Here is a 14,189-nt window from a genome sequence, read left to right as displayed (position 1 = left end):
CCCTAGGAGCGGCTCCGCTTCAAGACCTTCCCTCGATGATCAGTCGAGAACTTTCGCCTCTTGGGAGGCGAAAGTCGAGATACAAGGAGCGGCTTCAGCCGCGATGAGGCCGGGACTGATTACATCAATTACTGCCCGGTATAAATCTGGTCAAACACCCCACCGTCATTGAAGTGGGTCTTCTGCACGGTGCGCCAGTCACCAAAGGTCTTCTCCACCGACAGGAAATCGACTTTCGGGAAGCGGTCGGTGTACTTGGCCAGCACCGTTGCATCACGCGGGCGCAAGTAGTTCTGCGCGGCGATTTCCTGGGCCGCTGGCGACCACAGGTATTTCAGGTATTCCTCGGCCACGGCCTGGGTGCCTTTTTTCGCCACCACCTTGTCGACAACGCTTACCGGCGGCTCGGCTTCGGCCGACACGCTCGGGTAGACCACCTCGAACTGATCACGGCCAAACTCGCGGGCGATCATCTCGGCTTCGTTCTCGAAGGTCACCAGTACGTCGCCGATCTGGTTGGTCATGAAGGTAGTCGTTGCGGCGCGGCCACCGGTATCGAGCACCGGCGCCTGCTTGAACAGCTTGCCGACGAAGTCCTTGGCCTTGGTCTCGTCACCACCCTGCTTGAGCACGTAGCCCCAGGCTGAGAGGTAGGTATAGCGCCCGTTACCCGATGTCTTTGGGTTGGGTACGATCACTTGCACGCCGTCCTTGAGCAGGTCTGGCCAGTCTTTCAGCGCCTTGGGATTACCTTTGCGAACGATGAACACGGTGGCCGAAGTGAACGGCGCGCTGTTGTTCGGCAGGCGCGTGACCCAGTTGTCCGGCACCAGCTTGCCGTTGTCGGCCAGTGCATTGATGTCGGTGGCCATGTTCATGGTGATCACATCGGCCGGCAGGCCATCGATCACTGCACGCGCCTGTTTGCTCGAACCGCCGAAGGACATCTGCACATTGACCTTCTCTTTGTGCTCGGCTTCCCAGTGCTTCTGGAACGCTGGGTTGTAGTCCTTGTAGAAATCGCGCATCACATCGTAGGACACGTTGAGCAGAGTCGGGGCGGCCTGGGCGAGGTTGCCCAGAGCGAGGCCTGCGGCGAGCAGCGAGGCGCTGAAAAGTTTTTTCACGATGCTTCCTTGTTCTAGTTCAAGTGTTTGGCAATTTGCCAGCGACTATAGCGTTTCGTTCTTGGGCGCTTAAAGACCAAATGGCTCTTTGCTTATTCGGTTTTCGGGAACAGTACATTGCCACACCGCGAACAGAATGCGGCGCCGTGTTCGTGGGTCTTTTTGCGGCACGTCGGGCAGTCATGCTGCAGCTGTTCACCGCGCATGGCATTGGCCAGCTCCGCCGTGAAAATCCCGGTAGGCACGGCAATGATCGAGTAACCGGTGATCATCACCAGCGACGACAGCACCTGGCCCAGCGGCGTCTTCGGCACGATGTCGCCAAAACCCACGGTGGTCAGGGTGACGATGGCCCAGTAGATGCCTTTGGGGATGCTGGTGAAGCCATGCTCGGGGCCTTCGATCACGTACATCAGGGTGCCGAACACGGTGACAAGCGTCGATACGCTGACCAGGAACACGATGATCTTCTGCTTGCTGCCGCGCAGTGCCTCCAGCAGGTAGTGGGCCTGCTTGAGGTAGGGGCTGAGCTTGAGCACACGGAAGATCCGCAGCATCCGCACCACCCGGATGATCAGCAGGTACTGGGCGTCGCTGTAGTACAGGGCAATGATCCCCGGCACGATTGCCAGCAGGTCGACCAGGCCGTAGAAGCTGAAGGCATAGCGCAAGGGTTTGGGAGAGCAGTAAAGGCGCGTGATGTACTCGGCCAGGAAAATCGCCGTGAAGCCCCACTCGATGCCCGCCAGCAGCCCGGCGTAGTTCTGATGGATTTCATTGATGCTGTCGAGGATCACCGTGACCAGGCTGGCCAGGATGATCAGCAGGAGGATTTTGTCGAAGCGTCTTCCAGCCTCGGTATCGGTCTGGAAGACGATGACGTAGAGCCGCTCGCGCAGGCTCGCAGGGTTGTTCATGGGCTCGGTCCGTTGTGCGATGGGCAGAGCCTAGGGGCTGGCTTTCAGCTGTGCAAGCGGCTGGTATTGCCGTTTTGGTTCAGCGACCACAGGTGTTTGCCCAGGTGCATCAACCAGCACGCTACCACGAACGGCGCGGTAAGCCCGGCAATCGGCATCAGCTTGAACAGCGGCTGCAGCAGCAGCGCCAGGGCGATGGCCAGCAGGGTCACCCAAGGCCGCTCGCCCTGGCGGCTGAAGGCCAGCGCCGCGAGCGCAGCGTTGAAGCCGTACAGCCCCATCCAGGCTGCTGGCGCCTGGTCGGTAAGCAGCGCCACGCCACCGCCGATGGCTGAACCAAGCACCGCCCACATGGCGGCGTAAGGGTTGGCGATGAACATGCCGATGATGATCAGCAGCCCGGCCAGGGGATGGTCGAGCAGGAATATCTGCCCGACGCCGCGCGCGAGGGCGTAGAGCGGTTCTGCTTCAGCAAATACCGATGCGCCGGGTTCGGCCACGAGCAGCGTCGCCCATCCCAGCAGTACGAAGGGGGCGGTATAGGCGATCAGCAGCTTGCCGCCGCGCTTGCGCCACTGGTGGGTAATGATGCTGGACAGGCCGCCTGCGGCGATGATCAGCGGCGGCATGATCGCCGACCAGGGCAGCACCGCGCTGATCAGGATGCCGATCAACACGCCGTTGTAGCAGTACAGGCCTGCCTGGCGGTCGGTGCGGTCGTAGTTGCGGCGTTGGGCCGTGAGCAGGCCCGCCAGCGCGCCGAGCAGGGCGCCGCCGACCAGGCTGGGGGCGGTCAGCAGGATGGCTAGCAGGCAGCACAGGCCGCACAAGGGGTTGCGCAGCAGCAGCACCTGGCTGAAACCGTTGAGCAGCGCCGTGGCCCAGTCGGGGCACGGGTTGACGAAATTTTTGGTGTACATGGGCAGTCGGTAAGGTTGATGGAAGAGCGGTGGGCCTCTTTGGGCCTCGGTTTTCCGCAGGTACGGTGTATTGGGAGGGCTTTGCCCTCCATTCGCGGGGCAAGCCCGCTCCCACAAAGTCACCATGAACCATTGTGGGAGCGGGCTTGCCCCGCGAAGAGGCCTTTGGATCAGATCAAGGTCTCGATCCGCAGCGTATTAGTCGAACCCGGCTTGCCGAAAGGCACACCGGCAGTGATCAGCAGCGTGTCGCCGCGGCTGGCCATGCCTTGTGCCTGAGCAATCTCCAGCGCCGTCGAGCAGATCTCGTCGACCTGGCGCAGGCGGTCGTTGACAACCGAGTGCACGCCCCAGGTCACGCTCAGGCGGCGGGCGGTGACCAGGTTCGGCGTCAGGTTGAGGATCGGCGCGCGTGGTCGCTCGCGGGCGGCGCGCAGGGTCGAGGCGCCCGACTCGCTGTAGTTGACCAGCACCGCCACCGGCAGAATGCCGCTGATACGGCGAATCGCGCAGCTGATGGCGTCCGACACGGTGGCCTCGGCTTTTGGCCGGCCAACGTCGAGCTGGGCCTGGTAGTCCGGGCCATTCTCGACCTGGCGGATGATCTTGCTCATCATCTGCACGGCTTCCAGCGGGTAGTCGCCCGAGGCGGTCTCGGCCGACAGCATCACCGCATCGGCACCTTCGGCCACGGCGTTGGCCACGTCGGTGACTTCGGCGCGGGTCGGTGCTGGCGAGAAGCGCATGGATTCGAGCATCTGCGTGGCCACCACCACCGGTTTGCCGAGCTGGCGGCAGGTGCCGATGATGCGTTTCTGGATCTGCGGCACGCTTTCGGCCGGCACTTCCACGCCCAGGTCGCCACGGGCCACCATGATCGCATCTGCCAGTTCAGCGATGGCTTGCAGTTGCTCGACCGCCGAAGGCTTCTCGATCTTGGCCATCAGGTAGGCGCGGTCACCGATCAGCTGGCGCGCTTCGACGATGTCTTCGGGGCGCTGCACGAACGACAGGGCTACCCAGTCCACGCCCAGCTCAAGGCCGAAGGCCAGGTCGCGGCGGTCTTTCTCGGTGAGCGGGGAGAGGTCGAGCACCGCTTGTGGCACGTTGACGCCTTTGCGGTCGGACAGCTCGCCACCGTTCAGCACTTGCGTGTCGATGGCGTCGCTGTGCTTGGCGGTCACCCGCAGGCGCAGCTTGCCGTCGTCGAGCAGCAGGTCCATGCCCGGTTCCAGCGCGGCGATGATCTCCGGATGCGGCAGGTTGACCCGGCGGCTGTCGCCGGGGGTCTTGTCCAGGTCCAGGCGCAGGGCCTGGCCGCGTTGCAGCTGGACCTTGCCTTCGGCGAAACGGCCGACGCGCAGTTTCGGCCCCTGCAGGTCCATGAGGATGCCCAGCGGGTAGTTCAGTTGCTGCTCGACTTCACGGATCCACTGATAGCGCAGGGCGTGGTCGGCGTGTTCGCCGTGGCTGAAGTTGAGGCGGAAGATGTTCACCCCGGCTTCGACCAGCTGGCGGATGTCGTCGATGCCGTTGATCGCAGGGCCGAGGGTGGCGAGGATTTTGACTTTTTTATCAGGCGTCATGATTGTGCAGTCTCGAGGATCAGGATGGCGCGGAAGTCGTTGACGTTGGTGCGGGTCGGTTCGGTGACGATCAGCGCATCGAGCGCGGCGAAGTAGCCGTAGCCGTTGTTGTTGTCCAGTTCATCGCTGGCCGACAGGCCCAGGGCCTCGGCGCGGGCGTAGCTGTCGGGCGTCATGAAGGCCCCCGCGTTTTCTTCCGAGCCGTCGATGCCGTCGGTGTCACCGGCCAGGGCAAACACGCCCGGCAGGCCCTTGAGGTTCTCGGTAAGGCTGAGCAGGAACTCGGCGTTGCGTCCGCCACGGCCATTGCCGCGCACGGTGACCGTGGTTTCGCCGCCGGAGAGGATCACGCAAGGGGCCTTGAGCGGCTGGCCGTGCAGGACGATCTGCCGGGCGATGCCGGCGTGCACCTTGGCTACTTCGCGCGATTCGCCTTCCAGGTCACCCAGGATCAGCGGGCTGAAGCCGGCCTGGCGGGCTTTCACCGCGGCGGCTTCCAGCGACTGCTGGGGCTTGGCGATCAGCTGGAAGTGGCTGCGCGCCAGAGCCGGGTCGTCGGCCTTGACGGTTTCCGAAGCCGGGTTGTTGAGCCAGTCGATGACCGCTTTCGGCGCTTCGATGTTGTAGCGTTTGAGGATCGCCAGGGCGTCGGCCGAGGTGCTCGGGTCGGCCACGGTGGGGCCGGAGGCGATGACCGTGGCGAGGTCGCCAGGCACATCGGAGATTGCGTAGGTATAGACGGTGGCCGGCCAGCAGGCCTTGGCCAGGCGGCCGCCCTTGATCGCCGAGAGGTGCTTGCGCACGCAGTTCATCTCGCCGATGGTGGCGCCGGATTTGAGCAGCGCTTTGTTGATGTGTTGCTTGTCGGCCAGGGTCAGGCCTTCGGCCGGCAACGCCAGCAGGGCGGAACCACCGCCGGACAGCAGGAAGATGACGCGGTCGTCTTCGTTGAGGTTGCTGACCAGTTCCAGCACGCGTTTGGCCACGGCCAGGCCAGCGGCATCAGGGACCGGGTGGGCGGCTTCGACCACTTCGATCCTCTGGCAGTTGGCGCCATGACCGTAACGGGTGACCACCAGCCCGGAGACTTCGCCCTGCCAGCTTTTCTCGACCACTTCGGCCATGGCGGCTGCGGCCTTGCCGGCGCCGATGACGATCACCCGGCCGCTACGGTCGGCGGGCAGGTAGGGTTCGAGGACTTGGCGCGGGTGGGCGGCGGCGATGGCTGTGTCGAACAGGTCGCGGAGAAGTTTTTGCGGATCGACCGACATGGCAGGCTCCCAATTATTGTTGTTCTACAGAATCAAAAACGCCCCTGGAACTGCCTCCGTGCAGGCCGAACCAGGGGCGGGTGTTGCTCTGTGTCGGATTCTTCGCGGGGCAAGCCCGCTCCCACAGGTATTGCGCAAGACCTGAGGTCAGCAAAAATCCTGTGGGAGCGGGCTTGGCCCGCGAAGAGGCCGGAAGATTTTTATTTGTCGCCGCGGATCGAGAAGTTGGCCATGTGCTCCAGGCCTTTGATCAACGCCGAGTGGTCCCAGTCGCCGCCGCCCAGCGCCACGCAGGTGCTGAACACTTGCTGGGCGTTGGAGGTGTTGGGCAGGTTGATGCCCAGTTCCTTGGCGCCTTGCAGGGCCAGGTTGAGGTCCTTCTGGTGCAGGTTGATGCGGAAGCCTGGGTCGAAGGTGCCTTTGATCATGCGCTCGGCATGCACTTCGAGGATCTTCGACGAGGCGAAGCCGCCCATCAGGGCTTCACGCACCTTGGCTGGGTCCGCGCCGTTCTTGGCGGCGAACAGCAGGGCTTCACTGACGGCCTGGATGTTCAGGGCGACGATGATCTGGTTGGCCACTTTGGCGGTCTGGCCGTCGCCGTTGCCACCGACGCGGGTGATGTTCTTGCCCATGGCTTCGAACAGCGGCTGGGCGCGCTCGAAGGCTTTCGGGCAACCACCGACCATGATGCTCAGGGTCGCGGCCTTGGCACCGACTTCACCACCGGACACCGGGGCGTCCAGGTAGGCGGCGCCAGTGGCCTTGATCTTCTCGGCGAAAGCTTTGGTGGCGGTCGGCGAGATCGAGCTCATGTCGATCACCACCTTGTTCGGGCCCACGCCTTCGGCGACGCCGTTTTCACCGAACAGGACGCTTTCGACCTGCGGGGTGTCCGGGACCATGATGATGATGAACTCGGCTTCCTGGGCAACCTCTTTAGGGTTGGCCAGGGCCACTGCGCCAGCGGCGATCAGGTCGGCCGGGGCGGCGTCGTGGTGGGTGGAAACGAAGATGCTGTGACCTGCTTTTTGCAGGTTCTGGGCCATGGGTTTGCCCATGATGCCGGTGCCGAGGAAACCGATTTTAGCCATGAGAATTTACCTCTTTGTATTTATAGAATCTCAAGTACGACCCGGAGCTTGTGGGAGCGGGCTTGCCCGCGAAAGCGGCGGTGAAGCCACTATTGCATTCGCGGGCAAGCCCGCTCCCACAGGTTCGGTGTTCAGCCTTTAGATTGCATTGTGGGTTTTCAGCCAGCCCAGACCCGCTTCGGTGGTGGTCAGCGGCTTGTACTCTGCGCCGATCCAACCCTGGTAGCCGATGCGGTCCAGGTGCTCGAACAGGAAGCGGTAGTTGATCTCGCCAGTACCCGGCTCGTTGCGGCCCGGGTTGTCGGCCAGCTGGATGTGGTTGATCAGTTTCAGGTTGGCTTGCATGGTGCGAGCCAGGTCGCCTTCCATGATCTGCATGTGGTAGATGTCGTACTGCAGGAACAGGTTGTCGCTGCCGACTTCGGCCTGGATTTCCAGCGCTTGCTGGGTGGTGTTCAGGTAGAAGCCCGGGATGTCGCGGGTGTTGATCATTTCCATGACCAGGCGGATCCCGGCGGCCTTCAGTTTTTCGGCGGCGAACTTGAGGTTGTCGACGAAGGTCTTGCGCACGTCGGCGCACTGCAAGCCTTGCGGGCGAATGCCGGCCAGGGCGTTGACCTGGGTGTTGCCCAGGACCTTGGCGTATTCGATCGCATTGTCGACACCGGCGCGGAATTCTTCGACGCGGTCGGGGTGGCAGGCGATACCGCGTTCACCCTTGGCCCAGTCGCCGGCCGGCAGGTTGAACAGCACCTGGGTCAGGCCGTGGGCATCGAGCTGCTGCTTGATTTCAGCGGCGCTGAAATCGTACGGGAAGAGGTATTCGACGCCGCTGAAACCAGCATCGGCGGCAGCCTTGAAGCGGGCCAGGAAGTCCTGTTCGGTGAACAGCATGGACAGGTTGGCAGCGAAGCGAGGCATGAGGTGTCTCCTTGCGATGAAGGCCCCCAGGCAAGCCTGGGGGCGTCAGGCGATCAGTCCAGCAGCGAGATGGCGGTTGGCGCGTCGTTGCCGACCAGGGCCAGGTCTTCGAACTCGTTGACCGCGTTGATCTCGGTGCCCATGGAAATGTTGGTCACACGCTCGAGGATCACTTCGACCACCACCGGCACGCGGAACTCTTCGGCCATCTTCTGCGCTTTGAGCAGGGCAGGGGCGATCTCGCCTGGCTCGAACACGCGGATGGCTTTACAGCCCAGCCCTTCGACCACGGCGACGTGGTCGACACCGTAGGTGGCGGCGTCGGTCGAGTTGATGTTCTCGAACGCCAGTTGTACACAGTAATCCATCTCGAAGCCACGCTGCGCCTGGCGGATCAGGCCGAGGTAAGCGTTGTTCACCAGTACGTGGACGTAAGGCAGGTTGAACTGCGCGCCCACCGCCAGCTCTTCGATCATGAACTGGAAGTCGTAGTCACCCGACAGCGCCACAACCTTGCGTTTCGGGTCGGCCTTGACCACGCCCAGGGCGGCAGGGATGGTCCAGCCCAGCGGGCCGGCCTGGCCGCAGTTGATCCAGTTGCGTGGCTTGTACACGTGCAGGAACTGCGCGCCAGCGATCTGCGACAGGCCGATGGTGCTGACGTAGCAGGTGTCCTTGCCGAATACCTGGTTCATTTCTTCGTACACGCGCTGCGGCTTGACCGGCACGTTTTCGAAGTGGGTCTTGCGCTGCAGGCTCGACTTGCGCTGCTGGCAGTCTTCCAGCCAGGCCTTGCGGCACTTCAGCTTGCCAGCGGCTTTCCACTCGCGGGCCACTTCAAGGAACACGTCCAGCGCCTTGCCGGCATCGGAAACGATACCCAGGTCCGGGGTGAACACGCGGCCGATCTGGGTCGGTTCGATGTCCACGTGCACGAACTTGCGGCCTTCGGTGTAGACATCGACGGAACCGGTGTGGCGGTTGGCCCAGCGGTTGCCGATACCGAACACCATGTCGGATTTCAGCAGGGTGGCGTTGCCGTAGCGGTGCGAGGTCTGCAGGCCGACCATGCCGACCATCTGTGCGTGGTCGTCCGGGATGATGCCCCAGCCCATCAGGGTCGGCACTACCGGTACGCCGGTCAGTTCGGCGAACTCGACCAGCTTGTCGCTGGCGTCGGCGTTGATGATGCCGCCACCGGCAACCAGCAGTGGGCGCTCGGCGTCGTTGAGCATGGCCAGGGCTTTTTCAGCCTGCACGCGAGTGGCGGCCGGCTTGTTGATGGCCAGCGGCTCGTAGGCGTCGATGTCGAATTCGATTTCGGCCATCTGCACGTCGAACGGCAGGTCGATCAGCACTGGGCCTGGGCGGCCGCTGCGCATTTCGAAGAAAGCTTTCTGGAAGGCGTATGGCACCTGGCCCGGCTCCAGCACGGTGGTTGCCCACTTGGTGACTGGTTTGACGATGCTGGTGATGTCGACTGCCTGGAAGTCTTCCTTGTGCAGACGGGCGCGCGGCGCCTGGCCAGTGATGCAGAGAATTGGAATGGAGTCGGCCGACGCACTGTACAGGCCGGTGACCATGTCGGTGCCGGCAGGGCCGGAGGTGCCGATGCACACGCCGATGTTGCCTGGGTTGGCGCGGGTGTAACCCTCGGCCATGTGCGAGGCGCCTTCAACGTGACGAGCGAGGACGTGATCGATGCCACCGACTTTCTTCAGGGCCGAGTACAACGGGTTGATGGCAGCCCCTGGAATGCCGAACGCGGTATCTACACCTTCACGGCGCATGACCAGAACGGCTGCATCGATTGCTCTCATTTTGCTCATGGGTTGTGCCTCATCGATTTTGTAATTGTATACAACTTGCTTTGTGCCAGAGTGTATTCACGGCTGGCGGTTCAGGTCAACGGGTTTTCGTCGGGCAAGGATGCTTTCGTTCGAGCGCCCGTGAAAACGGCTGTTTGCGATCTCGCATACGATCGTTTCAATTTATTGTATACAAAAACAGTTTCAGTTGTGTTCTATTGGCTTATCCATTTTTCACCTGCCCTCAGGGCTTCTCACAACAAGAAGAGGACCTTTCCATGAACGCTTTGAACCTGAAAGTCGCTGTCAGCCTGGTGAACGCCGCGCTGGCGGCGGGCCGCAAGATCAATGCCGCGCCGTTGACGGTGGTGGTGCTGGATGCCGGTGGGCATGTGCTGGCATTGCAGCGCGAGGATGGCGCCAGCCTGATTCGTCCGGAAGTCGCCCAGGGCAAGGCCTGGGGGGCGATTGCCCTGGGCAAGGGCTCGCGTCTGCTGGCGCTGGATGCGCAGCAGCGGCCGGCGTTTTTTGCTGCGTTGAATGGGTTGGGTGAGCGGCCGGTGGTGCCGGCGCCGGGCGGGGTGCTGATTCGCGATCAGGACGGTAAAGTGCTGGGTGCGGTTGGGATCAGCGGCGATACGTCGGATATTGACGAGCAGTGCGCGATCAGTGCGATCGAGGAGGTGGGGTTGAAGGCGGATGCGGGGGTGGCTGCCTAAATCTCTATTGACTGAACCGGCCTATTCGCGGAGCAAGCCCGCTCCCACAGGTACCACACCAACCCTGTGGGAGCGGGCTTGCCCCGCGAATTGATCTTCAGGCCGCCTCAGGCTCGCAGCCCTTGAGCACCAGCCGAATGATGGTCTCGGCTGCCGCTTCATAATCACTGTCGGCGAGCTTGTCCTTGCCGGTGATCACCGAAATCTGCCAATCGAAATCGGCATAGGTCTGGGTCGCTGCCCAGATGCTGAACATCAGATGATGCGCATCGACCTTGGCAATCTGCCCACGCTCGATCCAGCGCTCGATGCACTCGATGTTATGGCGAGCCTGTTCGTTGAGCTGCTCGACCTGCTTCGGCGAAAGGTGCGGCGCGCCGTGCATGATCTCGCTGGCGAACACCTTCGACGCATGCGGCAGGTCGCGCGAGATGCGGATCTTCGAGCGGATATACGAACTCAGCACTTCCTTGGGGTCGCCGTCGGCATTGAACGGCGTCGACGCCTGCATGATCGGCGCGATGATGCTCTCCAGGACCTCACGGTAGAGGTTGTCCTTGGATTTGAAGTAGTAATACACGTTCGGCTTGGGCAGGCCGGCCTTGGCCGCGATATCGCTGGTCTTGGTGGCGGCGAAGCCCTTGTCGGCGAATTCCTCGCTGGCCGCGCGCAGGATCAGTTCCTTGTTGCGCTCGCGAATGGTGCTCATGGTCAGGGATCTTCCTCGTGTCTGGCCACCTCTAAGAGGGGTCGGGCATGGTAGCACCGGCCCCGATGGGGGCTCAAGGCAGCGGCTTTGGGCTAGAATCCGGCAAATTGAATTATTTGGATACAGGCAAACATGGCAGGAAGCAGTCTACTGGTGTTGATCGACGACATCGCCACGGTGCTCGACGACGTGTCGTTGATGACCAAGGTCGCGGCGAAGAAGACCGCAGGGGTGCTGGGTGACGATCTGGCGCTCAATGCCCAGCAGGTCACCGGCGTGCGCGCCGAGCGCGAGATCCCGGTGGTGTGGGCGGTGGCCAAGGGGTCGTTCGTCAACAAGGCGATCCTGGTGCCGGCGGCGCTGCTGATCAGCGCGTTCATTCCCTGGGCGGTGACGCCGCTGTTGATGATCGGCGGCGCGTACCTGTGCTTCGAAGGCTTCGAGAAACTGGCGCACAAATTCCTCCACAGCAAGGAAGAGGACGCCGCCGAGCACACTGCGCGCAGCGAGGCGGTCGCGGATGCCAATGTCGACCTGGTGGCTTTTGAGAAGGCCAAGATCAAGGGTGCCGTGCGCACGGACTTCATTCTCTCGGCCGAGATCATCGCCATTACCCTGGGCACCGTGGCCGATGCGCCGCTGACCCAGCAGATCATCGTGCTGTCGGGCATTGCGATTGTCATGACCGTGGGTGTGTATGGGCTGGTGGGCGGTATCGTCAAGCTCGATGACCTGGGGTTGTGGATGACCCAGAAGGCGTCGAAGGTCGCTCAGGCGGTGGGTAATGGCATCCTGCGGGCGGCGCCTTACATGATGAAGAGCCTGTCGGTGATCGGGACGGCGGCGATGTTTTTGGTGGGTGGTGGGATTCTGGTGCATGGCGTTGCGCCGCTGCATCATGCCATCGAGGCGTTCAGTGAAGGGCGGGGTGGGGTGGTCACCAGCGCGTTGCTCAACGGTGGTGTAGGTGTGTTGGCCGGGGCTGTGGTGTTGGCGGTAGTAGCAGTGGCAGGGAAGCTGTGGCGGGCGTTTCGCGGCTGAAGCCGCTCCCACAGTGTAGGAGCGGATTCATCCGCGATGGGCCGCAAAGCGGCCCCTGACGCAAATCAGAAGTGAACCTTGACCAGGAAGCTCGCAGTGTTCTGGTCAGTGGTAAACCCGTCAGAATCCTTGATCCCGTACTTGTTCTTCCAATAGTCGTACTCAAAGCCCACGTACAACTGCTTCTCGCCCAGGTGCAACGCCTTGCCCAGGTCATACTTGACCTGCGGGTTGAAGTGCAGGTTGGCATGATAGGTGCCGCGACGATTCTCGTCGTTGTCGACTACCCAGTCCATGAAGCCGTCGATGAGGATGTCGGACGAGCCCACAGGAATGGTGTAGGACCACACCGGGGTGATCTGCCAGACGTTGTCACCGGCGCGGCTGCCATCGGTGGTGCGCTGGTAGAAGTTCAGCTGGAAGTAATCGAAGCCCGGAATGTCCAGGTCGAAACCTGGGCCGATCAGGTACGACTCGGTATCACCCTCGCCAAATTCATAGGTCATGGCCAGCAGCACGTCCTTGACCGGACCAAAGGCCAGCTTCTGGTCGAAGATCTTGCCAAACGACAAACGCGGGCTGATTTCACCGTAGTAGGTGTTGTCGCCGTTACCCGCGTCCTTCTTGCCGTTGTAGAAAATCTTGTCGACGAAGATGAAGTTGTCGCCGTACTTCCAGCCATCGGCGTGCTCGAAGGTCACGGTCTGCTGGATCGCCGGGTTGACCTTGAAGTTCTTGCCCCACAGGTAGGTCAGGCTGTTGTTCTGCCACTGCAGCAGGTCGTCGGCTTGGGTGGCGCCGCAGGCCAGCAGGCCGCCCGCGAGAATCAGGCTATTGATGGTACGCATTGCAAGTGTCGCTCCCTTGGTTGATCTGTTGTCAGCGCTCGGTGTTGGCGCTGTTTTTGTCTTTTGAGTCAGCTTTTTTCGATAGGCCACAGCTGTTTGGCAAGAGCTGCGCCAACTTTTTCCGGGTTAGCTACAACCTTCCTGCTCGACTCGTTCTGAACGGATGAAAATGGGTGTTTCTGGCTGGCAACACGTTGGCCAACCGCCCGAATTCATTGACTGAGCGGTCAGTAAACGCAGGCAGGATCCGTCCTGCCCTGATCGAGGGGGCGCGCAGATTACTGGCTTGCGCGCCTGGCCTCAAGTGCTCCGTCCTGGAGCACGGTGTCTCAAACTTGGGCGTTTGGTCAGGTTATCAGAAATGCACCTTGACCAGCGCGCTGGCCACGCTCTGGTTGGTTTCCAGGTTGCCGCGGCTGTCGATGCCGTATTTGTCCTTCCAGTAGCTGTACTCGAAGCCCACGTACAGCTGCTTGGCGCCCAGGTTCAGGGCCTTGCCCAGGTCGTACTTGACCTGTGGGTTGAAGTGCAGGTTGGCGTGGTAGGTGCCACGGCGGGTCTGGTCGTTGTCGGTGACCCAGTCCATGTAACCGTCGATCAGAATGTCGGATCTGCCCAAGGGGATGGTGTAGGACCAGCCCGGGGTAATCTGCCAGACATTGTCACCGGGGCGGCTGCCCTCGGTGTTGCGCACATAGAAGTTCAGGGTGAAGTAGTTGAAGCCGGGAATGTCCAGGTCGAAGCCGGGGCCGATCAGGTAGGCCTCGTTGTCGCCTTCGCCACGCTCGTAGGTCATGGCCAGCAGCACATCCTTGATCGGGCCGAAGGCGAGCTTCTGGTCGAAGATCTTGCCGAACGACAGGCGCGGGCTGAACTCACCGTAGTAGGTGGTCACGCCTTTGCTGGCGTCGGGCTTGCCGTTGTAGAAGATCTTGTCGACGAACATGAAGGTGTCGCCGTACTTCCATTTGTTGGCGTGCTCGAAGGTGATGGTCTGCTGGATATCAGGGTTGACCTTGAAGTCCTTGCCGTACAAGTACGTCAGGCTTTCGCCATGCCACAGCAGCCATTCGCCTGCATGGGCGGGGAGGGTGGCCAGCAGGCTGCTGCCCAGCAGCAAGCTCGATGTGATGCGCTTCATGTTGTGATTCCCGGACTTATTGTTTTTGTTGGCGGTTTATTCGGCGCGCAGGCGCCCCGGGCGGCCCATTCCGGCGGGCCGACGGCA

General features: G+C 62.0%; 13 protein-coding genes. 2 read left to right on the top strand and 11 right to left on the bottom strand.

The features are described 5' to 3' along the window. Positions 1-128 precede the first annotated feature (128 nt). The 8 genes from ACIPZF_RS23180 to gcl form a co-directional block, all read right to left on the bottom strand. Entirely contained in the window at positions 129-1,127 is a 999-nt protein-coding gene (locus ACIPZF_RS23180; protein WP_400803681.1) for a sulfate ABC transporter substrate-binding protein, read from the bottom strand. A 92-nt stretch (positions 1,128-1,219) separates the two neighbouring features. Beyond that, positions 1,220-2,044 (bottom strand): ion transporter, encoded by an 825-nt coding sequence (locus ACIPZF_RS23175; RefSeq protein WP_400803679.1) that lies wholly within the window; start codon positions 2,042-2,044, stop codon positions 1,220-1,222. A gap of 44 nt (positions 2,045-2,088) precedes the next feature. Further along, positions 2,089-2,964 carry an urea transporter gene (locus tag ACIPZF_RS23170; RefSeq protein ID WP_400803676.1) on the bottom strand — a complete coding sequence of 292 codons (876 nt, stop codon included), beginning with the start codon at positions 2,962-2,964 and terminating at the stop codon, positions 2,089-2,091. Positions 2,965-3,134: 170 nt separating this feature from the next. After that, on the bottom strand, positions 3,135-4,550 hold the full coding sequence (gene pyk / locus ACIPZF_RS23165; protein ID WP_400803674.1) for a pyruvate kinase: 1,416 nt from the start codon (positions 4,548-4,550) through the stop codon (positions 3,135-3,137). Further along, positions 4,547-5,821, bottom strand: coding sequence for a glycerate kinase (locus tag ACIPZF_RS23160; RefSeq protein ID WP_400803672.1), 1,275 nt, complete (start codon positions 5,819-5,821; stop codon positions 4,547-4,549). Before ACIPZF_RS23160 ends, pyk begins: the two co-directional genes overlap by 4 nt. 200 nt (positions 5,822-6,021) lie before the next feature. After that, positions 6,022-6,915: a 2-hydroxy-3-oxopropionate reductase gene (locus ACIPZF_RS23155; protein WP_400803670.1), complete on the bottom strand. Its 894-nt coding sequence runs from the start codon at positions 6,913-6,915 to the stop codon at positions 6,022-6,024. A gap of 138 nt (positions 6,916-7,053) precedes the next feature. Further along, positions 7,054-7,836 (bottom strand): hydroxypyruvate isomerase, encoded by a 783-nt coding sequence (gene hyi, locus ACIPZF_RS23150; protein ID WP_400803668.1) that lies wholly within the window; start codon positions 7,834-7,836, stop codon positions 7,054-7,056. A gap of 53 nt (positions 7,837-7,889) precedes the next feature. Next, positions 7,890-9,665, bottom strand: a complete 1,776-nt coding sequence (gcl, locus tag ACIPZF_RS23145) for a glyoxylate carboligase (RefSeq protein ID WP_400803666.1) — start codon at positions 9,663-9,665, stop codon at positions 7,890-7,892. A 257-nt stretch (positions 9,666-9,922) separates the two neighbouring features. Here gcl and ACIPZF_RS23140 point away from each other — a divergent pair, with 257 nt between their 5' ends. Continuing rightward, entirely contained in the window at positions 9,923-10,363 is a 441-nt protein-coding gene (locus ACIPZF_RS23140) for a heme-binding protein (protein WP_400803664.1), read from the top strand. Between the two features lie 97 nt (positions 10,364-10,460). Here ACIPZF_RS23140 and ACIPZF_RS23135 read toward each other — a convergent pair whose 3' ends face one another. Continuing rightward, entirely contained in the window at positions 10,461-11,072 is a 612-nt protein-coding gene (locus tag ACIPZF_RS23135; RefSeq protein WP_400803662.1) for a TetR/AcrR family transcriptional regulator, read from the bottom strand. A gap of 132 nt (positions 11,073-11,204) precedes the next feature. On the opposite strand from ACIPZF_RS23135, the gene ACIPZF_RS23130 reads away from it, so the two are divergent. Continuing rightward, positions 11,205-12,113 (top strand): DUF808 domain-containing protein, encoded by a 909-nt coding sequence (locus ACIPZF_RS23130; RefSeq protein ID WP_400803660.1) that lies wholly within the window; start codon positions 11,205-11,207, stop codon positions 12,111-12,113. 65 nt (positions 12,114-12,178) lie between these two features. On the opposite strand, the gene ACIPZF_RS23125 is transcribed toward ACIPZF_RS23130, so the two are convergent. Then, positions 12,179-12,961 carry an outer membrane protein OmpK gene (locus ACIPZF_RS23125; protein WP_400803657.1) on the bottom strand — a complete coding sequence of 261 codons (783 nt, stop codon included), beginning with the start codon at positions 12,959-12,961 and terminating at the stop codon, positions 12,179-12,181. A gap of 355 nt (positions 12,962-13,316) precedes the next feature. Continuing rightward, positions 13,317-14,102: an outer membrane protein OmpK gene (locus ACIPZF_RS23120; protein WP_400803655.1), complete on the bottom strand. Its 786-nt coding sequence runs from the start codon at positions 14,100-14,102 to the stop codon at positions 13,317-13,319. Positions 14,103-14,189: the final 87 nt, after the last annotated feature.

Origin of the sequence: Pseudomonas sp. NPDC089752, assembly GCF_044748725.1 — a bacterium.
GTDB lineage: Bacteria > Pseudomonadota > Gammaproteobacteria > Pseudomonadales > Pseudomonadaceae > Aquipseudomonas.
The sequence above is the reverse complement of the archived record's forward strand: the minus strand, read 5'-3'. Positions and strand labels throughout refer to the sequence as shown.